Source organism: Bacillus sp. PK6-013 (genome assembly GCF_054161445.1).
Window position 1 is genome coordinate 1,324,894 of the sequence record NZ_CP096417.1, and the last position, 26,485, is coordinate 1,351,378.

General features: G+C 47.2%; 21 protein-coding genes and 1 other annotated feature. Of the genes, 19 read left to right on the forward strand and 2 right to left on the reverse strand.

From position 1 onward, the window contains the following. From leuD to yihA, 7 genes are all read left to right on the forward strand, one after another. Entirely contained in the window at positions 1 to 600 is a 600-nt protein-coding gene (gene leuD / locus M1E03_RS06715) for a 3-isopropylmalate dehydratase small subunit (protein WP_035338217.1), read from the forward strand. Between the two features lie 129 nt (positions 601 to 729). Continuing rightward, the gene (gene ddcA / locus M1E03_RS06720; RefSeq protein WP_023855434.1) at positions 730 to 1,737 is read left to right on the forward strand and encodes a DNA damage checkpoint antagonist DdcA; all 1,008 of its coding nucleotides are present in this window, start codon (positions 730 to 732) and stop codon (positions 1,735 to 1,737) included. Positions 1,738 to 1,963: 226 nt separating this feature from the next. Beyond that, complete coding sequence (gene tig / locus M1E03_RS06725; protein ID WP_020452470.1) at positions 1,964 to 3,238, forward strand: trigger factor; 1,275 nt, start codon at positions 1,964 to 1,966, stop codon at positions 3,236 to 3,238. A 268-nt stretch (positions 3,239 to 3,506) separates the two neighbouring features. Next, positions 3,507 to 4,772 (forward strand): ATP-dependent protease ATP-binding subunit ClpX, encoded by a 1,266-nt coding sequence (gene clpX, locus M1E03_RS06730; RefSeq protein WP_145654320.1) that lies wholly within the window; start codon positions 3,507 to 3,509, stop codon positions 4,770 to 4,772. A gap of 181 nt (positions 4,773 to 4,953) precedes the next feature. Further along, positions 4,954 to 6,609 (forward strand): ATP-dependent protease LonB, encoded by a 1,656-nt coding sequence (lonB, locus tag M1E03_RS06735; RefSeq protein WP_020452469.1) that lies wholly within the window; start codon positions 4,954 to 4,956, stop codon positions 6,607 to 6,609. Between the two features lie 216 nt (positions 6,610 to 6,825). Then, positions 6,826 to 9,150 (forward strand): endopeptidase La, encoded by a 2,325-nt coding sequence (gene lon, locus M1E03_RS06740; protein WP_020452468.1) that lies wholly within the window; start codon positions 6,826 to 6,828, stop codon positions 9,148 to 9,150. Next, entirely contained in the window at positions 9,147 to 9,734 is a 588-nt protein-coding gene (gene yihA, locus M1E03_RS06745; RefSeq protein ID WP_025811037.1) for a ribosome biogenesis GTP-binding protein YihA/YsxC, read from the forward strand. The genes lon and yihA overlap by 4 nt, the downstream gene beginning before the upstream one ends. 48 nt (positions 9,735 to 9,782) lie before the next feature. Here yihA and M1E03_RS06750 read toward each other — a convergent pair whose 3' ends face one another. Continuing rightward, positions 9,783 to 10,268, reverse strand: coding sequence for a hypothetical protein (locus M1E03_RS06750; RefSeq protein ID WP_020452466.1), 486 nt, complete (start codon positions 10,266 to 10,268; stop codon positions 9,783 to 9,785). 188 nt (positions 10,269 to 10,456) lie between these two features. On the opposite strand from M1E03_RS06750, the gene hemA reads away from it, so the two are divergent. From hemA to ysxE, 8 genes are all read left to right on the forward strand, one after another. Continuing rightward, on the forward strand, positions 10,457 to 11,818 hold the full coding sequence (hemA, locus tag M1E03_RS06755; RefSeq protein ID WP_020452465.1) for a glutamyl-tRNA reductase: 1,362 nt from the start codon (positions 10,457 to 10,459) through the stop codon (positions 11,816 to 11,818). Between the two features lie 5 nt (positions 11,819 to 11,823). Then, positions 11,824 to 12,654 (forward strand): cytochrome c biogenesis protein, encoded by an 831-nt coding sequence (locus M1E03_RS06760; protein ID WP_020452464.1) that lies wholly within the window; start codon positions 11,824 to 11,826, stop codon positions 12,652 to 12,654. 39 nt (positions 12,655 to 12,693) lie between these two features. Next, positions 12,694 to 13,635, forward strand: coding sequence for a hydroxymethylbilane synthase (hemC, locus tag M1E03_RS06765; protein ID WP_020452463.1), 942 nt, complete (start codon positions 12,694 to 12,696; stop codon positions 13,633 to 13,635). Continuing rightward, positions 13,625 to 14,416 (forward strand): uroporphyrinogen-III synthase, encoded by a 792-nt coding sequence (locus M1E03_RS06770; RefSeq protein ID WP_026579130.1) that lies wholly within the window; start codon positions 13,625 to 13,627, stop codon positions 14,414 to 14,416. Before hemC ends, M1E03_RS06770 begins: the two co-directional genes overlap by 11 nt. Positions 14,417 to 14,419: 3 nt before the next feature. Next, complete coding sequence (gene hemB, locus M1E03_RS06775; protein WP_020452461.1) at positions 14,420 to 15,394, forward strand: porphobilinogen synthase; 975 nt, start codon at positions 14,420 to 14,422, stop codon at positions 15,392 to 15,394. Positions 15,395 to 15,419: 25 nt separating this feature from the next. Further along, positions 15,420 to 16,715 carry a glutamate-1-semialdehyde 2,1-aminomutase gene (hemL, locus tag M1E03_RS06780; RefSeq protein WP_161517346.1) on the forward strand — a complete coding sequence of 432 codons (1,296 nt, stop codon included), beginning with the start codon at positions 15,420 to 15,422 and terminating at the stop codon, positions 16,713 to 16,715. A gap of 148 nt (positions 16,716 to 16,863) precedes the next feature. Continuing rightward, a complete protein-coding gene (locus M1E03_RS06785; protein WP_458110727.1) occupies positions 16,864 to 18,453 on the forward strand; it encodes a LysM peptidoglycan-binding domain-containing protein in 1,590 nt (529 codons plus the stop codon). 27 nt (positions 18,454 to 18,480) lie between these two features. After that, positions 18,481 to 19,503 carry a spore coat protein YsxE gene (gene ysxE / locus M1E03_RS06790; protein WP_262723585.1) on the forward strand — a complete coding sequence of 341 codons (1,023 nt, stop codon included), beginning with the start codon at positions 18,481 to 18,483 and terminating at the stop codon, positions 19,501 to 19,503. Between the two features lie 18 nt (positions 19,504 to 19,521). Here the strand turns inward: ysxE and M1E03_RS06795 are convergent, their stop codons facing one another. Continuing rightward, positions 19,522 to 19,713 carry a hypothetical protein gene (locus M1E03_RS06795; RefSeq protein ID WP_020452457.1) on the reverse strand — a complete coding sequence of 64 codons (192 nt, stop codon included), beginning with the start codon at positions 19,711 to 19,713 and terminating at the stop codon, positions 19,522 to 19,524. A 167-nt stretch (positions 19,714 to 19,880) separates the two neighbouring features. Continuing rightward, positions 19,881 to 20,113: a binding site (T-box leader), on the forward strand. Positions 20,114 to 20,173: 60 nt separating this feature from the next. On the opposite strand from M1E03_RS06795, the gene M1E03_RS06800 reads away from it, so the two are divergent. The 4 genes from M1E03_RS06800 (at position 20,174) to M1E03_RS06815 (ending at position 26,338) form a co-directional block, all read left to right on the forward strand. After that, positions 20,174 to 22,816: a valine--tRNA ligase gene (locus M1E03_RS06800; RefSeq protein WP_101561158.1), complete on the forward strand. Its 2,643-nt coding sequence runs from the start codon at positions 20,174 to 20,176 to the stop codon at positions 22,814 to 22,816. Between the two features lie 81 nt (positions 22,817 to 22,897). Beyond that, the gene (locus tag M1E03_RS06805) at positions 22,898 to 24,196 is read left to right on the forward strand and encodes a bifunctional folylpolyglutamate synthase/dihydrofolate synthase (protein ID WP_023855426.1); all 1,299 of its coding nucleotides are present in this window, start codon (positions 22,898 to 22,900) and stop codon (positions 24,194 to 24,196) included. Between the two features lie 152 nt (positions 24,197 to 24,348). Further along, positions 24,349 to 25,098: a prepilin peptidase gene (locus tag M1E03_RS06810; protein WP_458110728.1), complete on the forward strand. Its 750-nt coding sequence runs from the start codon at positions 24,349 to 24,351 to the stop codon at positions 25,096 to 25,098. Between the two features lie 205 nt (positions 25,099 to 25,303). Next, on the forward strand, positions 25,304 to 26,338 hold the full coding sequence (locus tag M1E03_RS06815; RefSeq protein ID WP_026579135.1) for an SPOR domain-containing protein: 1,035 nt from the start codon (positions 25,304 to 25,306) through the stop codon (positions 26,336 to 26,338). Positions 26,339 to 26,485 lie beyond the last annotated feature (147 nt).

Sequence of the window (26,485 nt, forward strand, 5' to 3'; positions counted from 1 at the left end):
ATGGAGCCATTAAAGACCCATACCGGAATAGCAGCGGTGCTAAACAGAATCAACGTAGACACGGACCAGATCATTCCGAAGCAATTTTTAAAGAGGATCGAAAGAACGGGATACGGCCGCTTTGCTTTCTTTGACTGGAGGTATTTGGATAACGGCGATCCAAACCCTGATTTTGAGCTGAACCGGCCGGAATACAAAGGCGCTTCGATTTTAATCGCCGGCGAAAACTTCGGCTGCGGCTCTTCAAGGGAACACGCCCCATGGGCGCTAGACGACTACGGATTTAAAATCATTATCGCGCCGTCTTTTGCCGATATCTTTCACCAGAACTGTTTCAAAAACGGCATGCTGCCGATCCGCCTTCCTTACGAGACGTGGAAAGTGCTTGCTGAACAGTATGAACATCAGTCTTTGCTGATGACTGTCGATCTTGAAAAACAGACGATAACAGACCACGCCGGGCAGCAGATTGCCTTTGAGGTCGATCCGCATTGGAAAGAGATGCTGCTGAACGGGTACGATGAAATTTCTTTAACATTGCTCCTTGAAGAAGAAATCGAACAATTTGAGAAACAGAGAAGTTCTTGGCTGCAAGCATAAAAAAGCTGTCCGATGTAGATCGGAGGCTTTTTTTGCTGAAGGCAGCATACTGCCGCCGGTTCTTTCTTGTGTTTAGCGGGCCGGGTTGATACACTTGTTAAAAAATAAGTGCCTGAAAGGAACTTAGAAATGAAGCATGACAAGAAAAACTCGAAGATCATCCCGTTCCCGAACGTTAAGGAGCGTTTAGTGCACAAAGGGATGGCCGCGCTTAAAGAAAAGAATTACCATGAAGCGCTCAGGCTGTTTTCTGAAGCGAAGCGCTATGATGACGAGGAATCGGATATTTATCTGGGAATGGCCATCTGCCTGCTGGAAATCGGCGAGCTTGAAGAAGCGAAAGGCATCTGTGAAAAAATGCTGAAAGAAGGCCACGGCCATTATTTTACCGTTTTACAAGTCTATATGACGATTTTAATCCAGCTCAGACAATACGAAAAAGTAAAAGAAACGATTGAAGCTGTACTCGAAGAAAATAAGCTGCCTCCTGAAAGCGCGGAACAGTTTTATAAACTGCTTGATTTCAGCCGCAAGATGACGGAAGACCCCGGACCTGAGGATATCACCGAAGACCTTCCCGAGACGGAGGAGGTTGATCAGGAAAGGCTTTTGAATGACACGGAAGAGCAGGTTAAGCTTCTTCACGGACTGAAGGACCGCAATCTGACAAGCTATATCGGCTTGTTGAAAACAATTTTGCAAAATCCGAGCGCGCATCCTGTCGTAAAAACGATGATTCTCCAGCTTTTGGCCGAGTCAGACCATGAAAAGCCGACACTTGTCGCAAAATTTGGCGATTCGATGACAATTAATCCGACAGAGACAGTCAAGCCGGATGATATGCCGATATTAAAGCATGTTCTGAGCGTGCTGGATGATACGCTGGGGAATGAAAATCCCACGCTGTACCAAGCGGTCGAAGAGCTGTGGAGAAGGCATATTTACGTCCTCTATCCGTTTCAGCCGAAATACTCAAACCGCGAGCTCTGGGCTGCTGCGCTGCATAAAGTCGGATACGAAATGCACGGGATCGACATCGATAAAGAGGAGCTTCATATTCTCTATGAATTCAATGACAGACAGCTTGACGAGGCCTGCGCGCTCATCAAAGACATAGAAGAAATTTCTTATTTGTAAATGTTGAAAGCAGCGGGCATTGTGTTATAATATAGTGGTTGCATTTGTGAAAAACGGAAGTTGATCCGTTTGCCGCTTAAAGTTCATTATTTATCTTTGTATACATAATGATGGCTGTCAGAAACACATGAGCTGCACACAGTCGGCAGCTTGCGATGGACGTAGCCGTTTGTTTGTTTTAAAATGGAAAACCGACACAACCTGAATAGATTTTGGAGGGAAACACATGTCAGTAAAATGGGAAAAGCAAGAAGGAAACGAAGGCGTTTTAACGGTTGAGGTAGATGCCGATACCTTTAATAAAGCCCTTGATGATGCATTTAAAAAAGTCGTAAAGCAAGTATCCATTCCTGGATTCCGCAAAGGGAAAGTACCGCGCGGTTTGTTTGAACAGCGTTTTGGTGTTGAGGCGCTTTATCAGGATGCGCTGGACATCCTGCTTCCTGTCGAGTATCCGAAAGCGGTAGAGGAAGCGGGCATTGAGCCTGTTGATCGCCCGGAAATCGATGTGGAAAAAATCGAAAAAGGCGAAAACCTGATCTTCACTGCGAAGGTAACGGTTAAGCCTGAAGTGAAACTTGGCGAATACAAAGGCCTTGGCATTGAAAAAGACGATACTGCCGTAACGGATGAAGACGTTCAAAATGAACTGAAGTCTCTTCAAGAGCGCCAGGCTGAACTCGTTGTAAAAGAAGACGGCAAAGTGGAAGAAGGGGACACTGTTGTTCTTGACTTCGAAGGATTCGTAGACGGCGAAGCGTTCGAAGGCGGAAAAGCGGAAAACTATTCCCTTGAAGTCGGTTCAGGCTCTTTCATTCCAGGTTTTGAAGATCAGCTTGTCGGACTTGAAGCCGGTGCTGAAAAAGACGTAGAAGTAACATTCCCTGAGGAATACCATGCGGAAGAGCTTGCGGGCAAACCTGCCGTATTCAAAGTGAAAATCCACGAAATCAAAGCGAAGGAGCTTCCTGAGCTTAATGACGAGTTTGCGAAAGATGTCGATGAGGAAGTTGAAACGCTTGCCGAGCTGACTGAAAAAACGAAAAAACGTCTCGAGGAAGCAAAAGAAAACGAAGCGGACGCTAAACTTCGCGAAGAGCTTGTCGTAAAAGCAGCTGAAAACGCTGAAGCTGACATTCCTCAAGCGATGATCGACACAGAGCTTGACCGCATGATGAAAGAATTCGAACAGCGTCTGCAAATGCAAGGCATGAACCTTGAGCTTTACTTCCAATTCTCAGGACAGGATGAAAACGCGCTGAAAGAGCAAATGAAAGAGGATGCTGAAAAACGCGTGAAATCCAACCTGACACTGGAAGCGATCGCCAAAGCTGAAAACCTTCAAGTCACTGACGAAGAAGTCGAAGAAGAGCTTTCTAAAATGGCTGAAGCGTACAACATGCCTGTTGAAAACATCAAACAAGCAATCGGTTCTACAGAAGGAATGAAAGAGGACTTAAAAGTTCGCAAAGCAATTGATTTTCTTGTAGAAAACCGTTAATATGTTTCATAATCATACTTTATATAAAACAGGGCGCGAATGTTTCGTGCCTTGTTTTATACAATTTTGACTTATCATCTTTTCTTTGGGAAAGGATAGATAATGTCGTTTTGATCAACATACATATTGAATATGCCGAACGGCAAACACAACGTTATCGCCTTTTTGGAAAGTGTGGTAAAATGCAATACATAATGGAACGAATGTTTTCAAGCGATGTTTCTTTTAACGAAGAAACAGGAATGACAAGGATATAAGGGGTGAAAGAATGTTTAAATTCAACGAGGAAAAAGGACAATTAAAATGCTCGTTTTGCGGAAAAACACAAGATCAGGTACGCAAGCTTGTCGCCGGACCAGGCGTATATATATGTGACGAGTGCATCGAACTTTGCACTGAAATTGTAGAAGAGGAACTCGGCTCTGAAGAAGAAGTGGAGTTCAAAGATGTCCCAAAACCAAAGGAAATCCGCGAGATTCTTGATGAATACGTCATCGGCCAGGACCAGGCAAAAAAATCCCTTGCCGTGGCCGTCTACAATCATTACAAGCGGATCAATTCGAACAGCAAAGTCGATGATGTCGAGCTGTCAAAAAGTAATATTTCCATGATCGGACCGACTGGAAGCGGAAAAACGCTTCTTGCTCAAACACTAGCCCGCATCCTGAATGTGCCGTTTGCCATTGCAGATGCCACTTCGCTTACTGAAGCAGGCTATGTCGGTGAAGATGTGGAGAACATTTTGCTTAAGCTGATTCAGGCTGCTGACTACGATGTTGAAAAAGCGGAAAAAGGCATTATCTACATCGATGAAATCGATAAAGTGGCCAGAAAGTCCGAGAACCCTTCAATTACACGCGATGTATCAGGTGAAGGCGTTCAGCAGGCTCTGCTTAAAATTCTTGAAGGTACGGTTGCAAGCGTTCCTCCACAAGGCGGAAGAAAGCATCCTCATCAAGAGTTCATCCAGATTGACACAACCAACATCCTGTTCATTTGCGGCGGAGCTTTTGACGGAATCGAGCAAATCATCAAGCGCCGTCTCGGTCAAAAGGTCATCGGCTTCGGCTCTGACAACAAGCATGAAGATCATGAAAAAGAAGCGCTTCTTTCCAAAGTGCTTCCGGAAGACTTGCTTCGCTTCGGTCTGATCCCTGAATTCATCGGCCGTCTCCCGATCATCGCAAGCCTTGAACCACTCGATGAAAAAGCGCTGGTTGAAATTTTAACAAAACCGAAAAACGCACTTGTTAAACAATATAGAAAAATGCTTGAGCTGGATGATGTGGAGCTTGTATTTGAAGACGAAGCGCTCACAGAAATCGCTAAAAAAGCAATTGAACGTAAAACAGGAGCACGCGGACTTCGTTCCATTATCGAAGGAATCATGCTCGACGTGATGTTCGATCTGCCGTCACGCGAGGATATTGAAAAATGCGTGATTACAGGCAAAACCGTCACTGACGGCGAACCGCCGCGTCTCATTATGAAAGACGGCACGGTCGTCAATAAAGACAAAAAAACTTCAGCATAATGCAGAGAACCTCCTAGCCAAAGGAGGTTCTTTTTTTGCATTTGGAAACCGTCGCCATACAGAAAAAAGTGACGGTTCGAAAAGCAAAATTATCCCTTTCTGTACGTTTATTCCCTCCGTGATCAGGAAATACTATCTGACATACTTAAAGATACGAAACCATTTCAGGAGGGACCATCAGTTGAGCTGGACGAGCATTGCACTTTTTGTACAACTATTTTTCGGGATCATCATCGGATTATATTTTTGGAATCTGCTCAAGAATCAAAGAACCCAAAAGGTTACGATAGACAGAGAGTCCAAAAAAGAGATGGAACAGCTCCGGAAAATGAGATCAATCCATTTATCAGAACCGTTATCAGAAAAGGTGAGGCCGACAGCTTTTAAAGACATCGTCGGCCAAGAGGACGGCATTAAAGCACTGAAAGCCGCCCTTTGCGGACCAAATCCGCAGCATGTCATTATTTACGGCCCTCCAGGTGTGGGGAAAACCGCAGCTGCAAGGCTTGTCCTCGAAGAAGCGAAAAAGAACAAGCGCTCACCGTTCCAGGAACATTCCGTCTTTGTCGAGCTTGACGCGACAACGGCCCGCTTCGACGAGCGGGGAATCGCCGACCCGTTGATCGGATCGGTCCACGATCCGATTTATCAGGGTGCCGGAGCGATGGGGCAGGCCGGAATTCCTCAGCCAAAGCAGGGAGCCGTTACGCATGCGCACGGCGGGGTATTATTCATCGACGAAATTGGAGAGCTTCATCCGATTCAAATGAATAAAATGCTGAAGGTGCTTGAAGATCGGAAAGTGTTTTTGGAAAGCGCCTATTACAGTGAAGAAAACACGCAAATCCCCAAACACATCCACGACATTTTTCAAAACGGGCTGCCGGCGGATTTCAGACTGATCGGCGCGACGACGAGGATGCCTGACGAAATCCCGCCAGCGATTCGGTCGAGATGTCTAGAAGTGTTCTTCCGCGACCTTGAAAAGCAAGAATTAAAAACGGTCGCCAAAAAAGCGGCTGATAAGATTGAGAAGAAAGTCGCAGAGGAAGGACTTGACCTGTTGACGCGGTATGCGAGAAACGGCCGCGAAGTCGTCAATATGATGCAAATCGCCGCCGGAATGGCTTTGACTGAAGAGCGTGACGAGGTGACGGTTGAAGATATCGAATGGGTGATCCATTCGAGCCAGCTGACACCGAAATACGAACAAAAAATCGCCTCCAAACCGCAGGTCGGCATCGTCAACGGACTTGCCGTCCACGGCCCTAACAGCGGTTCGCTGCTCGAAATTGAAGTCACAGTCAACAAGGCTGCTGATAAGGGATCGATTAATATCACAGGCATCGCAGAAGAAGAGAATATCGGCAACCAGTCAAAATCGATCCGACGGAAAAGCATGGCGAAAGGGTCGGTCGAAAATGTCATGACTGTATTGCGGACAATGGGAGTAAAAGCTTCGGATTATGATATTCACGTGAATTTCCCCGGCGGTATCCCGGTTGACGGACCATCTGCAGGAATTGCCATGGCGGCGGGCATTTTCTCCGCCATTCATAAGGTTCCGATAGACCATACTGTCGCCATGACGGGGGAAATCAGCCTGAACGGCCGGGTAAAGCCGATCGGCGGCGTGATTCCGAAAATCAAAGCGGCCAAGCATGCGGGGGCAAAAACTGTTATTATTCCGCACGAAAATGTCCAGTCGATTTTAAAGCGGATAGAAGGCGTACATATCATTCCCGTCAAAACCTTGCAGGAAGTGCTGGACCTTGCATTGGTCAACCCTCCTTCAGAAATGCCTGACGGCGCTCAGATGAAAAGAGAATCCGTATAAATCCCCATCATTTCAGATGGGGATTTTTTTCGGGCCGGTTTTCTCCGACAGGCGCCGGCATGTTTTCTTAGCGGAGGACATCTTTTCCTTTTTCAGAACTGAAAGAAAGGGTATACTACAGGAGACCCTTTTTATTTCGCCGGGCTTACAATTGTACAGGGATAAAAAAAGTATATTATAATGGTTCATACTAAAGTTACGGAGGTGTCAGTCAAAATGGCAGATGAAACGAAACGAAACATCCCGCTCCTCCCTTTAAGAGGTTTACTCGTCTATCCGACGATGGTTTTGCACCTTGACGTCGGGCGTGAAAAGTCGGTTCAGGCGCTTGAACAGGCGATGATGAATGACCATATGATTTTTTTGGCAACACAAAAGGACATATCCATAGACGAACCGGATGAAGACGAGATTTTTACATTCGGAACCTATACAAAAATCAAGCAGATGCTCAAGCTGCCGAACGGAACGATCCGCGTTTTGGTGGAGGGGCTGCAGCGCGCCCGCATTCTTGAGTACCATGATTTAGATGAATATACGTCTGTAAAAATCGAACGAATCGATGAAGAGACTGAAAAAGATGTTGAAGATGAAGCACTCATGCGCACATTGCTTGACCACTTCGATCAATACATAAAGATTTCGAAAAAAATATCGGCTGAAACATTTGCCGCTGTGACAGATATTGAAGAGCCGGGAAGAATGGCCGATATCGTCGCCTCCCACCTGCCGCTTAAGTTGAAAGACAAGCAGGAAGTGCTGGAAACGATCGATGTCAAAGCCAGATTAAACAAAGTGATCGACCTGATTCACAACGAAAAAGAAGTCCTTGAGATTGAAAAGAAGATCGGGCAGCGCGTCAAGCGTTCAATGGAAAGAACGCAAAAGGAGTATTACCTGCGCGAGCAGATGAAAGCCATCCAAAAAGAGCTTGGCGATAAAGAAGGAAAAACGGGCGAGGTCCAAAAGCTGACTGAGAAAATCGAACAGGCCGGCATGCCTGACAATGTGAAAGAAACCGCGTTTAAAGAGCTAAACCGGTACGAAAAAATTCCGTCAAGCTCAGCTGAAAGTTCTGTCATCCGCAATTATATTGAATGGCTTATTTCCCTCCCATGGAATGATGCAACAGAAGACAGGCTTGATTTAAATCTCGCCAGTCAAATTCTTGATGAAGAACATCACGGCCTTGAAAAAGTGAAAGAACGGGTTCTCGAATATTTGGCAGTCCAAAAGCTGACCCGCTCGTTAAAAGGACCGATCTTATGCTTGGCCGGACCTCCGGGTGTCGGAAAAACCTCGCTGGCCAAATCGATCGCCAAATCGCTCGGACGCAAATTTGTCCGCATTTCCCTTGGCGGCGTGAGGGATGAATCCGAAATCCGCGGCCACCGCCGCACATATGTAGGCGCCATGCCGGGCCGCATTATTCAGGGGATGAAAAAAGCAGGCAAGAACAATCCCGTGTTCCTTTTGGACGAGATTGACAAAATGGCTTCGGATTTCAGAGGAGATCCTGCTTCAGCGATGCTGGAAGTGCTCGATCCTGAACAAAACCATACGTTCAGCGACCATTATATTGAAGAGACGTTTGATTTATCAAAGGTTTTGTTTATTGCGACCGCGAACAACCTGGCCACAATCCCGGGTCCGCTCAGAGACCGTATGGAGATCATCACGATCGCCGGCTATACGGAAGTGGAAAAGGTCGAAATCGTCAAAGACCATCTGCTTCCAAAACAGCTGAAAGAACACGGTCTGAAAAAATCCAATCTGCAAATACGGGAGCAGGCTGTCCTTGATGTTATTCGCTATTATACAAGGGAAGCCGGCGTCAGAAGTCTTGAACGCCAAATCGCAGCGATATGCAGAAAAGCGGCGAAGCTGATCGTATCAGGGGAAAGAAAAAGAATTACGGTCACGGACAAAAACCTTGAAGACTATTTAGGAAAAAGAATGTTCAGGTACGGACAGGCTGAGCTCGACGATCAGATCGGCGTTGTCACAGGTCTCGCTTACACGACGGTCGGCGGAGATACGCTGTCCATCGAAGTGTCTCTTTCCCCCGGGAAAGGCAAGCTCATTTTAACCGGAAAGCTCGGCGATGTCATGAGAGAGTCGGCACAAGCCGCATTCAGCTATGTCCGTTCAAAAGCGGAAGAGTTAAACATCAATCCTGATTTTCATGAAAAACACGATATTCACATTCACGTGCCGGAAGGGGCCGTTCCGAAGGACGGGCCATCCGCGGGGATCACAATGGCGACAGCTCTTGTTTCGGCGCTGACGGGCCGACCTGTTTCACGAAATGTCGGCATGACCGGCGAAATCACGTTAAGAGGCCGCGTCCTTCCGATCGGCGGCTTGAAGGAAAAGGCGCTCGGCGCACACCGTGCCGGCTTAAAGACTGTCATTATGCCGAAAGATAATGAAAAAGACATTGAGGACATTCCAAACAGCGTGCGGGAAGGCTTAACCTTCATTCCTGTCGCTCACCTGGACGAAGTTCTAAAGCATGCGCTAGTAGGAGAAGAGAAATGAAAGTAACGAAATCAGAGATTGTCATCAGTGCGGTGAAACCCGAGCAGTACCCTGAAGGGGGGCTGCCGGAAATCGCCCTTGCCGGGAGATCTAATGTCGGAAAATCGTCATTTATCAATACAATGATCAACCGTAAAAACTTAGCGAGGACATCATCAAAGCCGGGCAAAACACAGACATTAAACTTTTATATCATTAACGATGTCCTTCACTTTGTCGATGTGCCCGGTTACGGATTTGCGAAAGTCTCCAAAACGGAGCGCGAGGCTTGGGGCCGTATGATAGAGACGTATTTGACATCCCGCGAAGAACTGAAAGCGGTCGTCCAAATCGTCGACCTCAGGCATGCTCCTTCACAGGATGATGTCATCATGTACGACTTTTTAAAGCATTATGAAATTCCTGTGATCGTGATTGCGACAAAAGCGGATAAAATCCCTAAAGGTAAATGGGAAAAGCATGCCAAAGTCGTCAAAGAGACGCTCAATATAGAAAAAGAAGACCAGCTCATCTTGTTTTCCTCCGAGACGAAAAAGGGTAAACAAGAAGCGTGGTCGGCGATCGAGCAAATGATCGCGAGATAAAAGAAAAAGCACTTGCGGGATTGATGCAAGTGCTTTTTCTTGAATAAACTATTTTCTTTTTAAGAATAATAAAAGCAGACTAACCGCGATAAAAGCGGCCGGCCAATAAGCTTCTACATATGCCGTCTCGATATTCGCCGTCTTCAGCCAGGCGGCAATCTGCCGGAAAAAATAAAGATAGAGGGCGACTGCGATCATCAGCAGACTCTCATATTGATATTCTTTCGTCTTAAACGATTTGACAAGAAGCGCCGCACCGAGGATCAGCACGATGACCGCAAAATCATCCGCGCGGCTGAAATAGTCCTCTTTAAATGTGAAATAAACGCCGATCGCTGTCATAAAGAGCCCTGCAAAGGAATGGGCGGAATCGGCTTCCTTCTGCCCCTGATAAAAAAGAGCCAGCCCGATGAGCCCCGCAAGTACAGACCATTCTTCCTGTCCGTCAAACAGGCTGATCCGGCCCGACCGCAGAAAGGCGTAGACAGCCACGGCTATCAACAGCAATGGAAGCAAAACAGATTTCTTTTTCAAAGTATCACCTTCTTGATGTAGTGAAAGAAATAGAAACACATTTTCTACTATATCACATCAATTTTTTAAAATCTGTTCACATTTTGGGAAGAGAAAATAGTGAATATATGTTATAATCGTTTTGAATAATAAATTCTATATTATAATCATTCTAATTTAGATAGATGTTGGGGGTGCAAGCAAGAGTTATGCATATACTTGTCGTGGGATTGGATTACAAATCAGCCCCTGTTGATATACGTGAAAAGTTAACCTTTCAGCCGGATGAGCTGGGGCAGGCGATGTCGCAATTGAAAGAAGAAAAAAGCATACTTGAGAATATCATCGTGTCGACATGCAACCGGACAGAGCTGTATGCAGTCGTTGATCAGCTGCACACCGGACGTTATTATATGAAAATGTTTTTGGCGAACTGGTTCGGACTAAGCAAAGAGGACATTTCGCCTTACTTGAAGTTTTATGAAAACGACGGAGCCGTTGAACATTTGTTCCGCGTATCGTGCGGATTGGATTCGATGGTTATTGGAGAAACGCAGATTTTAGGCCAAGTGCGTACAAGTTTTAAGCTGGCTCAGGAAGAGAAGACAATTGGTACCGTTTTCAACTATTTGTTTAAGCAGGCTGTCACCGTCGCGAAGCGCTGCCATGCCGAAACGGACATTGCTTCAAATGCTGTATCCGTAAGCTATGCAGCCGTCGAGCTTGCCAGGAAAATCTTCGGCGACCTTTCCGATAAACACGTGCTGATTCTCGGCGCGGGCAAAATGGGAGAGCTTGCGGTTCAAAACCTGCACGGCCACGGAATCGGACAGGTTACCGTGATCAACAGAACATTTTCAAAAGCGAAGGAGCTTGCCGGCCGTTTTTCAGGCGCGGCGAAAAGCTTAAATGAGCTGCAATGCGCTTTAATGGAAGCCGACATTCTCATCAGTTCAACGGGCGCAAGCGGCTATGTCGTCACAAAAGAGATGATCGAACATGTCAATAAGCTTCGCAAAGGATGTCCGCTTTTTATGGTGGATATTGCCGTGCCGCGGGATCTTGACCCGGCTCTCAGCGATGTGGAAGGCGTCTTTCTGTACGATATTGACGATCTTGAAGGGATCGTGGAAGAAAATCTGAAGGAGCGTCAGGCCGTTGCTGAAGAAGTGGAGCTGATTATTGAAGCTGAGATCGTCGCTTTTAAACAATGGCTGAATACGCTCGGCGTCGTGCCGGTCATCTCTGCTCTCAGGGAAAAAGCTTTGACAATCCAGGCGGAAACGATGCAGAGCATCGAACGGAAGCTCCCTCACTTGAGCACAAGAGAGAAAAAACTTTTAAACAAGCATACGAAAAGCATTATCAACCAGCTCTTGCGCGACCCGATTTTAAAAGTGAAGGAGTTTGCGTCAGAAGCTGATGCCGAAGAAAAGCTTGCGCTGTTTACGCAGATTTTTGATATTGAAGAAGCGGCTTTTCCTGACGGAGAGAATCAAGACGAACGCCAGCCGGTTCATGCGTTTAAGCGGCAAAACCAGCAGGGTTTGACTTCTATCGCGAGCGAGTGACAGACATGACAGACACATTGTTAGCAAGGCTTAACGAAGTTACAATCGTGTTGTACGCGCTCACCGTCCTCTTTTATTTTATAGACTTTTTACAGCACAACCGGAAGGCGGGAAAAGCGGCCTTCTGGTTGCTTTCTATTGTCTGGATTCTGCAGACGGTATACCTTTTTTATTTCATGCAGTACACAGATCAGTTTCCTGTTTTGAATAATGCACAGGGGCTTTATTTTTACGCGTGGGTGCTTGTCACGCTGTCTCTCGTTTTGACGAAGCTTTTGAAAGTGGAATTTCTCGTTTTTTTCACCAATCTCATCGGCTTTTCAATGGCGGCGATCCACACGTTTACACCGACGGCCCAGCAGTCGGCGGAGCTTTCGGGAAGGCTCGTGTCCGAGCTCTTGATCATCCACATTACAATGGCGATTCTTTCGTATGGAGCGTTTTCATTGTCGTTTGTCTTTTCCGTGCTGTATCTTTTTCAGTACCGTTTATTGAAAAAGAAAAAGTGGGGGAAATGGCTCTTACGAATCGAAGATTTGCCAAAACTTGATCATATGGCTTATGTCCTTAATCTCATCGGCGTTCCCATGCTTTTGCTGAGTCTGATTCTGGGGATTATCTGGTCGTATGTATCGCTTGAAACCCTGTACTGGGCGGATCCGAAAGTGCTCGGATCGATCGTGCTGCTTTTTTTATACGGATACTATTTATTTATCAGGATTGTCAAAGAGCTGCAGGGAAGGATTGCGGCCATGTGGAATACCGCGTCTTTTCTTGTTCTTTTAATCAATTTCTTTTTGCTCGGCAGCTTTTCGCAATTTCATTGGTTTAGTTAGTTAAAACGGTTGCCCGTGACGGATTGGGAGGAAGAAAACATGAGAAACATCATTGTAGGCTCAAGAAGAAGCAAATTGGCGATGACCCAGACAAAATGGGTGATCAAAAAGCTGGAGGAATTAAATCCGGATTTCACGTTTGAAATAAAGGAAATCGTTACAAAAGGCGACCGGATCTTGGATGTTACGCTGTCAAAGGTCGGCGGGAAAGGCCTGTTCGTCAAAGAAATCGAACAGGCGATGCTTTCCGGGGAAATTGATATGGCCGTTCACAGCATGAAGGACATGCCGTCGGCGCTTCCCGAAGGGCTGGTGGTCGGCTGCATTCCAAAACGGGAAGATGCCAGGGACGTTCTCATTTCAAAAAGCCGTCAAAAGCTGGCCGACCTGAAACAAGGTGCGGTTATCGGCACGAGCAGCCTCAGAAGAAGCGCGCAGCTTTTGCAAATGCGTCCCGACCTTGAGATCAAGTGGATCAGGGGAAATATCGATACAAGGTTAAAAAAACTTGAAACCGAAGATTACGACGCGATTATTTTAGCAGCGGCAGGCCTGTCAAGAATGGGCTGGAAGGACGATGTCGTCACCGAATTTCTTGATCCAGAGAGCTGCCTTCCCGCCGTTGGGCAAGGCGCGTTGGCGATCGAGTGCAGAGGCTCGGATGAGGAGCTGCTGTCCCTCTTTTCGCGCCTGAACGACCGCTACACACAGCTGACCGTCACGGCCGAGCGCGCTTTTCTTCATGCGATGGAAGGCGGCTGCCAAGTGCCAATCGCCGGATTTGCGACGATGGACGAAGACGGCGTCATCGAACTGACCGGTCTTGTGGCATCGCCTGACGGAAAAACCGCATACAGAGAAACAGTAAAAGGAAAAGATCCGGAGGCTGTCGGCAGAGAATGCGCGGCGGTCATGTCGGAAAAAGGAGCAAAGGCACTGATTGACCGTGTGAAACAGGAGCTGGAAGACAATGAAGCATGATCTTCCTTTACAGGGAAAGAAAGTGCTCGTCACCCGCAATAAAGCCCAAGCCCAATCCTTCAGGGAAAAGGTGGAGGCTTTAGGCGGAGAAGCTGTTTTAACGTCATTGATTTCGTTTCGGCCCGCCCTCCCGCGAGAACAGGCCCAGCGCTTTCGAGCAGATCTTGAAAGCGCGGACTGGCTTGTTTTTACAAGCGTGAACGGGGCAAAATTCTTTTTTTCTTATTTGAAGAACGCCGGGTTCAGCGTTCCTTTCGCATCAAAGGCCAAGGTTGCCGCTGTCGGTGAAAAAACGGCCAGGTATTTGCGCGACAGGGGTCTTTCTGTCGATCTGATGCCTGAGTTATACGTGGCTGAACATTTGGCGGAGGCACTGAAGCGAAATGCCGGCCGTCATGATAAAGTTGCCGTTTTAAAAGGGAATTTATCCCGGGACGTCATCAAGAAAACCCTCACTCCGCTCGGAATTCAAGTTTCGGAATGGATTTTGTATGAAACCGTTCGCGATGAAAAGGGAATTCTGGAGCTTAAGGAAGCAGCAAAACACGCGTCTTTTGATTTTGTGACATTTACCAGCTCCTCGACGGTACATACATTCATGTCCATTTTGAAAGAGGAGAGCAGAACGTGGGCCGAAAAGAACGGTACGGCTTTTATTACGATCGGGCCTATGACAAAGAAGGCGCTGTCGGACTACGGAATTCCTTCATATATGCCGGACGTCTATACAATCGACGGAATGCTGCGTGAAATATGCCGCATTTCAAGAAAGGGAGAATGACAAATGGAAGCATCATTTCAAAGACACCGCCGCCTGCGGACGACAGCAGGTATGCGAAAATTGGTAAGAGAAACCGAGTTAAGAGCATCTGACTTCATTTATCCGATATTTGTAACCGAGGAAGAGAACGTTAAAAGCGAAGTTCCGTCCATGCCGGGCGTATACCAGCTGTCTTTGGACCGGCTGAAAGAGGAAATGGAGGAAGTCGCAGGCCTCGGCATTCAATCTGTGATCGTCTTCGGCGTGCCTGAACACAAAGATGATGTGGGAAGCGGAGCCTATCACAACCACGGCATCGTTCAAAAAGCGATTGCACAAATTAAACAAGACTTTCCTGAGCTTGTCGTTATCGCAGATACATGCCTATGCGAGTACACGGACCACGGTCACTGCGGCCTTGTGGAAAACGGTGAAATACTAAATGACGAATCGCTCGTTCTTTTGGCAAAAACCGCTGTCAGCCAAGCCCGTGCAGGCGCTGACATTATTGCGCCTTCAAACATGATGGACGGTTTCGTTGCCGCCATCAGGGATGCGCTTGATCAGGAAGGATTTACAAATGTGCCGATCATGTCGTACGCTGTAAAATATGCGAGCGCGTTTTACGGCCCGTTCCGCGATGCCGCGGGAAGCAGTCCGCAGTTCGGCGACCGCAAGACGTACCAAATGGATTATGCCAACCGCAGGGAGGCTCTCCGGGAGGCAAAATCCGATGTGGAAGAAGGCGCCGATTTCCTGATCGTCAAGCCGACGCTTTCATATCTTGATATCGTCAGAGAAGTGAAAAACGAATTTAACCTGCCTGTTGTCGGATACAATGTAAGCGGGGAGTATGCGATGGTCAAAGCCGCGGCCCAAAACGGCTGGATTGAAGAAAAAGCTCTTGTTCTCGAAATGCTGACAAGCATGAAGCGGGCGGGCGCTGATTTGATCATTACGTACTTTGCAAAAGATGCGGCAAAATGGATTTCGGAATAAGAATTTGAACTGGGGGTTTTAGAGGATGCGGAGCTATGAGAAGTCTAAAGCGGCATTCGAAGACGCGCAACGAGTCATGCCTGGCGGGGTGAACAGCCCGGTCAGAGCCTTTAAATCAGTGAACATGGACCCGATTTTTATGGAACGGGGAAAAGGATCAAAAATCTATGATATTGACGGAAACGAATACATCGATTATGTCTTGTCATGGGGACCGCTTATTTTAGGACACAGCAATGAAAAAGTGGTGAAAGAAATTCAAAAGACGGCAGAACACGGGACAAGCTTCGGTGCACCGACAGAACTGGAAACCGAGCTTGCCGAGCTTGTCATCGACCGCGTTCCTTCCATAGAAATCGTTCGGATGGTGAGCTCCGGTACGGAGGCGACGATGAGCGCCTTGCGGCTGGCGCGCGGTTACACAGGCCGTAACAAAATCGTGAAATTTGAAGGCTGCTACCATGGACACGGTGATTCCCTGCTGATTAAAGCGGGCTCTGGAGTAGCAACGCTCGGCCTCCCTGACAGTCCCGGAGTTCCGGAAAGCATTGCAAAAAACACGATTACCGTTCCTTACAATGATCTGGAAAGCATGAAGCTTGTCTTTCAGGAATTCGGAGAGGACATTGCCGGCGTTATCGTTGAACCTGTCGCGGGCAATATGGGTGTTGTACCTCCGGTTAAAGGGTTCCTCGAAGGGCTTCGCGAGCTGACTGAGACGCATGGCGCTCTGCTGATTTTTGATGAAGTAATGACAGGCTTCAGGGTGGGCTACAACTGTGCGCAAGGCTATTTCAGAGTGACGCCTGATTTGACTTGCCTCGGAAAAGTGATCGGCGGCGGTCTTCCTGTCGGCGCTTATGGAGGAAAGGCGGAAATCATGGAGAAAATTGCGCCGAGCGGTCCGATCTATCAGGCCGGCACGCTGTCCGGCAACCCGCTTGCCATGACAGCCGGACTCGAAACATTGAAACAGCTGACTCCTGAATCCTACCAGGAATTCTCCCGCAAAGCAGACCGTTTGGAAAAAGGAATTTCTGAAGCTGCCGAGAAAAATGGCATTCCGTGTACATTTAATCGAGCGGGGTCTATGATCGGCTTTTTCTTCACAAATGAACCGGTCATCAATTATGATACAGCGAAACAGTCTGATCTCGGACTGTTTGCCGAATATTATAAAGGGATGGCCGATGAAGGCGTGTTTCTCCCGCCTTCACAGTTTGAAGGGCTGTTCTTGTCAACCGCTCATACGGATGACGACATTGAGCATACGATTCAAGCTGCTGAACGCGTATTCGAAAGAATCAGCCGCTCCAGATAAAGAAAAGGGCTGCCGGACATTGCCGGCGGCTCTTTTTTGCATGGTGCCGGTAACGGCTTATGATTTTTCTGTTCATATTCTCCCTGCTTTTCTCATACATCTTTACTGACATCTAATTTTAAAAATTAGGTGAAGGGAGGATATCAGTTTGCCGCAAAACAATCGTTTGCAATTTTCTGTAGAAGAGTCAATCTGTTTTCAAAAAGGACAGGAAGTATCCGAATTATTATCGATTTCATTGGATCCTGACATTACCGTTCAGGAAGTAAATGATTATGTATCCATACGAGGGTCATTAGAGCTGACAGGCGAATACAACATAGATCAAACCCGGGAATATGCAGAGCTGCCTGCGACAAGCCGATTTGTGGAAGATGTAAAGCTGAAAGGGGACGGCAGCGCAGAGCTGACGCATTGTTTCCCAGTGGATATCACCATCCCGAAAGACAAGGTCAATCATTTAAACGACGTATTTGTTTTTATTGACGCTTTCGATTATCAGCTGACAGATGCGAGAATGCTGACGATTCAAGCTGATTTGGCGATTGAAGGCCTCTTGAATGTAAGCGGTGAAGCCGGAGAAGAAGAACCGCGTACTATGCCTGCGGCCGTCCAGCCGGAAGAGGAGCTTGAGCCTGCCTTCAGATCACCTTCAAACGACGAAGAACAGGGTAAAGAGGAAGAATTTTTGATTCAGCTTGACAGATCTTATGAAGAGCAGGACGAAGAACAGCCGTATGAAGAAGCAGAAGAAACTGATACCGATGCGGAAGCGGTTCCGATTTACCAGTCGTTTCTCGGAGACGATACAGAGGAAACAAAGCCGTTTTTTACAGCGTCTTTGTCTGCGGCAGAGCGGACGAAGCGTGAAATGGAAAATCCAAAAGACGCCGCTCTTGAACATCCGGAAGAAGAATATGAGCTGAAAAGGGAGAAAGTAGAAGCAAAACCGGAAGAATATGAGCTGAAAAGGGAGAAAGTAGAAGCAAAGCCGGAAGAATATGAGCTGAAAAGGGAGAAAGTAGAAGCAAAACCGGAAGAATATGAGCTGAAAAGGGAGAAAGTAGAAGCAAAGCCGGAAGAATATGAGCTGAAAGAGGAGAAAGAAGCAAAGCCGGAAGAACACGAGCTAATTAGGGAGAAAGTGGAAGCAAAGCCGGAAGAATATGAGCTGAAAGAGGAGAAAGAAGCAAAGCCGGAAGAATACGAGTTAAAAAGGGAAGAAGCGGAAGCAGAGCCGGAGCCGCTCCAAAGGGCTTATCAAACTCATGATGACCCGAAAGAAACCCCGTTCTACGGTGTTCCGCCTCTTTTGGAGGAAGACCAGAATGACAGGGAGCCTGAGACGTTTGAAGTTGAAGTGACACAGAAAGCAGAAGCGATTGATGAAGAAGAGGAAGCCGGACATACCATTGAAATCCCTGAATATTCGTTTCATGAGCAGACGGAGCCTGAAGAAGAAAGAGATGAGATGCCGGCAGCAGACGACCAGGAAGTGTCAGCTAAGGAGAATGACAATGCTCTCTATTTGACAAAGCTGTTTACAAAACAGGGAGAGGAGGAGTTTACTCGAATGAGGATGTGCATCGTTCAGCAAAACGATACCATTGATCTTTTGTGCGAGCGCTATGATATTAATGTCCAGCAGCTCATCCGGATGAATTCCCTTTCCCTTGACGAGGAATTAAAAGAGGGACAGATCCTTTATATACCGGATTATCAAAATAGCCATGCCTAATGCATTGATAAAAATGTGGTGAAGCCGATGGAAGGCATCCAGTCTGTTTTAAATGAGTACGGTCTTACGCCTGAATATATGGAATCGGTCAGTCCAAAGGTATGGAAAGTGTATACGGATCACGGTGTATTCGCCCTGAAAAAATTGGCGGCTTCAAGAAACGCCCGCTTCACAGAACAGATGATCATGCTGGAGGAAAAAGGCTACAGGCAGTTTGTCCCCGTCTATCGAAACCGCACGGGCGAATTTTTAACGCAAGCCGGAGAAGATGTCTGTTATCTCATGCCTTGGCTTACCCTTGAAAGAGAGGAAGAGCTTGACCAAAAACACGAATATATGTTTAAAGAAATCGCTCTTCTTCACCAGCGAACGGAAAAAGAGCTCGGTGTGAGGCGGGAAGAAATACTCGGGCACTATGAACGGACAAAACGGAAATGGGAACAGCAAAAACAGAAATATGAAGAATTCATCTCAAGAGCGGAAAACGAATGGTATATGTCCCCGTTCCAGCTTCAGGCAGCCATGTATTTCAAAGAGACGATATCAGCTGCAGACTTTGCGCTTGCCCGCCTTGAAGAGTGGTATGAGACCATGAAAGACAAAGAGTCTTCGAGAATGGTTTTAAACCACGGGCAGCTGTCCGTCCGGCATTTTCTCTATAACGATACCGGAACGGGTTACTTTACGAACTTTGAGAAAGCGGGACACGGGCCCCCAGCGAACGATCTCATCGTATTTTTCACAAGAATGTTTAAGACGAATCCCGTGATGTGCACGGAATGTGTAAACTGGTTTTATACGTATCACAATGTCTATCCTTTGCGGGAGGAAGAAATCAGCTTATTCCTCAGCTATATGGCTTACCCCGGGCCTGTATACGGTGTGCTGAACCGCTACGACCTTGAGAAGGGGCCCGGAGAAAAAGAAGCCTGTACAATGCTTTTGAAGGCGTACTGGCAAATGAAAAACGCCGAACCGCTTGTGATGAACATTCACGAGACGGAAGAAAACAGAAAACTGCAGGAAGAAACAGAGTCCCCATCATCATGATGCGGACTTTTTTCGTGCTTATATCCAGTCAAGGTGAAAGGCGCACGCAAGGAATATGAGAATGCCCAAAAGGAGGACATCAAATGTGGTCGGAAAGATGATCGTGCGTATGCCCTGGAAGATCGTGATCGGGAGGACGACTTGAACAGCAACAAGCCTGACTTGCTTCAGCCACGGCTGGAATGAATGTGTGTTGAATTTTTTTCGCATCTTATGCCTCCTCTCCTTATCGTTACAGCATCATATGAGGAAAAGGAGCTTGTGTGCATGGCCCAGTATCGTATAAAACAAGAGAAAAACGGAAAAGATGATTGACGAAAATGAAAAAGATTTAGTAATATAAGAAAAAGAAAAAGTACGTGCTGAAAAGTCAATGATCACCCGCTTTGAATGGGAAGAGTACAAAAACAGACGCTTGCAGAGAGGGAAGCCGGTTCGCTGAAAGGCTCCCAGTCAGTCTTTTTTGGAAGGTCGCCCAGGAGCGCAATTTCTCGAACAAAAAGTAGAGAAATTCGGGAAAGTCCCGTTATCCCATTTAAGTGCGTGAATGCGTTTTTTTCGCATTCATGAAAAAAGGTGGTACCGCGAGAGAGTTCTCTTCGTCCTTTTAACAGGATCGAGAGGGCTCTTTTTTATTGTTCAGCCGTTTAATACTGTTGGAGGTTTGAAAATGGATAATCAAGAACTGACGATGCCGACAAAATACGATCCGTCTGCAGTTGAAAAAGACAGATACGACTATTGGGTGAACGGCAAATTTTTTGAAGCGAAAAACGACCCTGAAAAAGAACCGTACACCGTTGTCATTCCCCCGCCGAATGTGACGGGTAAGCTGCACTTGGGGCATGCTTGGGATTCCACCTTGCAGGATATCGTGACAAGAATGAAACGGATGCAGGGCTATGACGTGCTCTGGCTGCCGGGTATGGATCACGCCGGTATTGCAACTCAGGCAAAAGTAGAAGCGAAGCTTCGCGAAGAAGGAAAAACGCGCTATGATCTCGGCCGCGAAAAATTCCTTGAAGAAACATGGAAATGGAAAGAGGAATATGCCGATTTTATTCGCAGCCAATGGGCGAAAATCGGGCTTGGCCTTGACTATTCAAGGGAGCGTTTCACCCTTGATGAAGGGCTTTCTAAAGCGGTTCGCGAAGTATTTGTGAAGCTATATGAAAAAGGGCTGATTTACCGCGGAGAATATATCATTAACTGGGACCCGGCCACTAAAACGGCTCTGTCTGACATCGAAGTCATCTATAAAGACGTACAAGGCGCGTTCTATCATATGCGCTATCCGTTGAAAGACGGTTCAGGCTCGATTGAAATTGCGACGACCCGTCCGGAAACGATGCTCGGCGATACAGCGGTTGCGGTACATCCGGAAGACGAGCGGTACAAACACCTAATCGGAAAAACGGTTATTCTGCCGATCACAGGAAGAGAAATTCCGATTGTCGGAGACGACTACGTCGATATGGAATTCGGCTCAGGTGCCGTCAAAATTACACCTGCCCATGATCCGAACGACTTTGAAATCGGAAACCGCCACAACCTTGAACGCATTCTCGTTATGAATGAAGACGGCACAATGAATGACAAGGCGCTTCAATATAAAGGCATGGACCGTTTTGAATGCCGCAAGCAGATCGTGAAAGATCTTCAGGAAGAGGGCGTGCTGTTCAAGATTGAAGAACATACGCATTCGGTCGGCCACAGCGAACGCAGCGGAGCAGTCGTTGAGCCGTATTTGTCAACGCAGTGGTTCGTGCAAATGCAGCCGCTTGCCGATGCCGCCATCGAATTGCAAAAAAGCGAAGGAAAAGTCAACTTCGTCCCTGACCGTTTTGAAAAAACGTATCTGCACTGGATGGAAAATATCCGCGACTGGTGCATTTCCCGCCAGCTTTGGTGGGGCCACCGTATTCCTGCGTGGTACCATAAAGAAACGAGGGAAATCTATGTGGGAGCTGAAGCTCCTGAAGATGCCGAAAACTGGGAGCAGGACAAAGACGTTCTTGACACATGGTTCAGTTCCGCTCTTTGGCCGTTTTCAACGATGGGCTGGCCGGATATCGATGAGGAAGATTTCAAGCGTTACTATCCGACGAACGTCCTTGTCACAGGATACGATATCATTTTCTTCTGGGTATCCAGAATGATCTTCCAAGGTATCGAATTTACCGGAGAACGTCCGTTTAAAGATGTTTTGATCCACGGGCTTATCCGCGATGACCAGGGCCGCAAAATGAGCAAATCGCTCGGAAACGGCGTCGATCCGATGGATGTGATCGATAAGTACGGAGCGGATTCGCTGCGCTACTTCCTTGCGACGGGAAGCTCTCCAGGGCAGGATTTACGCTTCAGCTTTGAAAAAGTGGAGTCAACATGGAATTTTGCGAACAAGATTTGGAACGCATCAAGGTTCGCCCTGATGAACATGGACGGCATGACATACGAAGAGCTTGATCTGTCAGGAGAAAAATCAGTTGCCGATAAGTGGATTTTAACAAGGTTGAACGAAACGATTGAAACTGTGACACAGCTGGCTGACAAGTACGAATTCGGCGAGGTTGGCCGCCATCTCTACAATTTTATCTGGGATGATTTCTGCGACTGGTACATCGAAATGGCTAAACTTCCGCTTTACGGTGAAGATGAAGCGGCGAAAAAGACGACCCGCTCTATTTTAGCGTATGTGCTGGATCAAACGATGCGCCTGTTGCATCCGTTTATGCCTTTCCTGACGGAGGAGATCTGGCAGCATCTTCCTCACGAAGGGGAATCCATTACAGTCGCCAAGTGGCCTGAAGCTGTTAAAGAATATACGGACACCGAAGCAGCGGCGGATATGAAGCTTCTCGTTGAAGTCATCCGCGCTGTACGGAACATCCGGAGCGAAGTCAACACGCCGCTTAGCAAGCAGATTGAGCTTTATATTAAAACAAGCACGCCGGAAATCGCCGAACGACTTGAAGAAAACCGTTCGTACGTGGAACGCTTTACGAATCCGAGCCTTCTTCAAATCGGAACGGATATTCAGGCGGTCGATAAAGCGATGACCGCTGTCGTATCCGGCGCCGAGCTGATTTTGCCGCTCGAAGGTCTGATTAACATTGAGGAAGAAATCAGCCGCCTGCAAAAAGAACTCGATAAGCTGACGAAGGAAGTTGAACGGGTTCAAAAGAAATTAAGCAACGAAGGATTTATGAAAAAGGCGCCTGCACATGTCATTGAAGAAGAGCGGGCGAAAGAAGCCGATTATACGGCAAAACGTGAAGCTGTAGAAAAAAGGATTGCCGAATTGAAAAATTAATCAACGAAAAAAGGAGGTGTTTTCCAGGTCTTTCTAAAGATGCTGGAAAACACCTTCATCAATTGAAGGGAAGGAATTCGCTTGTTCAAAACGTTTGATGAAGCACTCAGCTGGATTAACGGAAGGCTTAAATTCGGCGTGAAGCCGGGTTTGGAACGAATGGAATGGCTGCTGAGAAAGCTCGGGCACCCCGAGAAAAAGCTTAATGCGATTCATGTCGCCGGAACAAACGGAAAAGGTTCAACGATCGCTTTTCTCCGTACGGTATTAAATGAAGCCGGTTATACAGCAGGCACCTTCACATCACCGTATATCATTACCTTTAACGAACGGATCAGCGTTGACGGCGCACCGATCTCGGACGACGAATGGACGGCGCTCTTTAATGAGGTCGGGCCTCTCGTCCTTGAGCTTGAAAAAACCGAATTCGGAGCAGCCACCGAATTTGAAATTATTACGGCATGCGCATTTTTATATTTTGCTAAATACCGGCGCACCGATTTTGTTATTTTTGAAACGGGATTAGGCGGCCGTTTGGATTCGACAAACGTCGTGAAGCCGATGTTAACGGTCATCACTTCGATCGGCCATGACCATATGGCAATATTAGGCGGCACGCTGAAAGAGATTGCCGCAGAAAAGGCGGGAATCATCAAACACGGCGTTCCTGTTATCACAGCCGTTCATCAGCGTGAAGCAGCTGAAGTGATAAAGCGAAAGGCGATGGAGACAGAATCTGCTTTTATATCCCTTCATGAGGATTGCGAGCTGTCCGGAGAGCGTTCACTGCCCGATGGAGAGCAGTTTTCACTGAAAACACCGTTACATCGTTATGAAAGAATTGAAACAAGCCTGATCGGCACCCATCAGCGGCAAAACGCGTCTTTGGCCATACTTGCGGCCGAATGGCTGACAGCCGAAAAACATGCGGCCATCAGCGAAGAAGAGCTGAAACGCGGCATTCATAAGGCGGGATGGCCCGGCCGGTTTGAGAAGGTATTGAACAGGCCTCTCGTTTATATCGACGGCGCTCATAACAAAGAAGGGGTAGAGCGGCTGGCCGAGACGATCACGTCCCACTTCGACGGGCGGAATATTCACGTATGCTTCAGTGCTCTCAAAGATAAGCCGTACAGAGACATGATCCGCAAAATCGAGTCGTTTGCGTCATCGATTCACTTCACATCTTTTGATTTTCCGAGAGCGGAATCCGCTCAAAAGCTGTTTGAGCAAAGTACCGCTGTTCATAAAACATGTGATGAAGACATCGGCTCTGTTTTCCGCTATATCGAAGAACAAGCTGAAGATGAAAAAGCGGTGGTCATTGTTACCGGGTCGCTTTACTTTATTTCCGCTGTCAGGGCAGTTTTAACTGAATAAAAAACATAAAAATGCGCTTTTGGCCATCGGCTGACTGCGCATTTTTATGTTTTATGAAAAGCGGAGGCGCTTCATATTTGCTAAAATAACAGCCTCAGGAAGCCGTTTTTTCCCATGAAGCGGTTAAATTTGATTGTGCGAGGCTGATAGTGATGTTCATCTTTTACCTTTTTACGACGGGGTTAGTGCTCGGTTCCTTTTTTAGTTCAGCCGGGCGACGCATCCCTGAAAAGATATCATTGATTGCTCCGCGTTCCCTCTGCCGGGCTTGCAAAAGAAAGCTGGGCCTCGCGGAGCTGATACCTGTTTTGTCCTATTTGATGCAGCGGGGGAGGTGCAAGGGGTGTCAAACCCCGATATCGATTGTGTATCCGGCAGTTGAGCTCTCCGCCGCCATCCTGTTTGCGTTTGCCGGTATGCAGGTTGGGCATCAGGGGGAGCTGGTGATTGTGCTTGCTCTTATTTCCCTGCTTTTGATCGTCTTTGTATCTGATGTGACACATATGGTCATTCCGGATGCTGTGCTTTGTTTTTTCCTGATTGTCTTTGCTGTCGGACGGTTTCTTGTTCCCCTCGAGCCGTGGCATTCCGGTTTAAGCGGTGCGTTTGCCGGCGGCATGCTTCCGCTCTTGACGCTGCTTTTGACGAAAGGAGGGATCGGCTGGGGGGACGTAAAGCTGTTTGCGGTGCTCGGCATAGCGCTCGGCAGCCGCCTCCTCATTCTCGCTTTTTTCCTTTCGGCAGCCGCAGGAACGGTGCTTGGTCTGATTGCATTGCTGGCAGGAAAGCTAAAGAAAAATGAACCTATGCCGTTTGCTCCCGCGATTCTGATCGGGACGCTGATAAGCTGTTTCTATGGCAATCCAATGATCGAGTGGTATCTTCAAATGGCACGGTGGTGAAAAATTTGACGAAACCTTTTTGGGCAAGACGACAAAAGTCTTGTTCTTTTTTTTTGAGGCTGTGATAAAGTGTGGACAATAAGAGGGACAGCCTTTGGGAGAACTCCTCCTTCCTTCTGGCTTCCCTCTGCCGATCGTATAGAGAGCGGCCAATCTGCCGCCTAATCTCAATATAAAACAATAAACGGAAAGCGAGGGAAGCCACATGAAAAAACGGAAGAGCAAGAAAAACTCAGCTAAAAAAGTGCCCCAGGAAGACCCGCTTAAAGTGATGATCAATGGCAGAGAAGAGACCATCTACGGAAATGAAAAAGAGTTTTCCAACAGAAATGAAGAAAAGAAGTTCACCTTTTCAAACTGGGAAGAAAAGAGAAAGGCGGAACGGGAAATATCGGCTTCAAAAGAGGACGGCGCACCTGAAACAGATGAATTTACATGGACGCCTCCAGACGAAGAAGAAACCGTGTACAAAGACGATCCCAAAGTGGTGGCGCCTTATCAAAAGAAAAACGAGGCTAAAAACAACCGAAAAGCGAAAATGTCCCTTACGTTTCCTTTGAAGCGCTTTGCTGCAACCATTATCTTTGCTGTGTTGCTCGGCACGGGACTCGGGCTGTTCGCGCTGAATCTCGCAACCCATAAAGAAGGAGTGCCGGCATCCGGCAGCCTGGGTGCGGATGCGGAAAACGGACAGGCGGTAAAAGCCGGTGACTCAGGTGCCGAAGAGAAAAAGAGCGGACAAAAAAATAGCGGACAAGCGGGAGAATCTTTTCACAGCTTTGCCGTTCAGGCCGGCAAGTTTTCATCTAAAGAAGGAGCGGAGACGCTGGCCTCTCAAATCGCAGACAAGGGGTATGCCGCCGTTTCGATTGCCAAAGACGACGGATTTTATGTGATCGCCGGAATAACAGGGGAAAAACAGATGACATCTGAAATTGGCAAAATATTAATCGAAAACGATTTTGAAGCGTGGGGCGGAAAAGAGCTTCCGGTTGCACTCGAGCCCGGTTTGCTAGAGCCTTTTAAAGAAGCGGCCGAGCTGTCGGCAAAAGCGATTCTCGGCGCGGAGGTTACATCTCAAAACATAGCTGATGTCAAAGCTGAACTTGACGGCGCCAAATCAAAAGGAGAATCTGAAGAGGTAAAGAAGAGCATACTGGAAGCCGTCAACCTGCTTGAGAAACCGACCGCAGCCAACGGCTGGAAAAGCCAGCAGTTATTGCTGAGCCAAATAAAATAAAAAAACCAGCAGAGGCGCTGGTTTTTTTATTTTCACGATTTTTGTTATTAAAAAGTTACTTTTCTGAAATTGTGGCGGCGGCGTTCTTTTGGTAGGATAAAACAGGTATCTTTTTTTCCTATGCAAAAACCTTTGAAAGGATGTCTT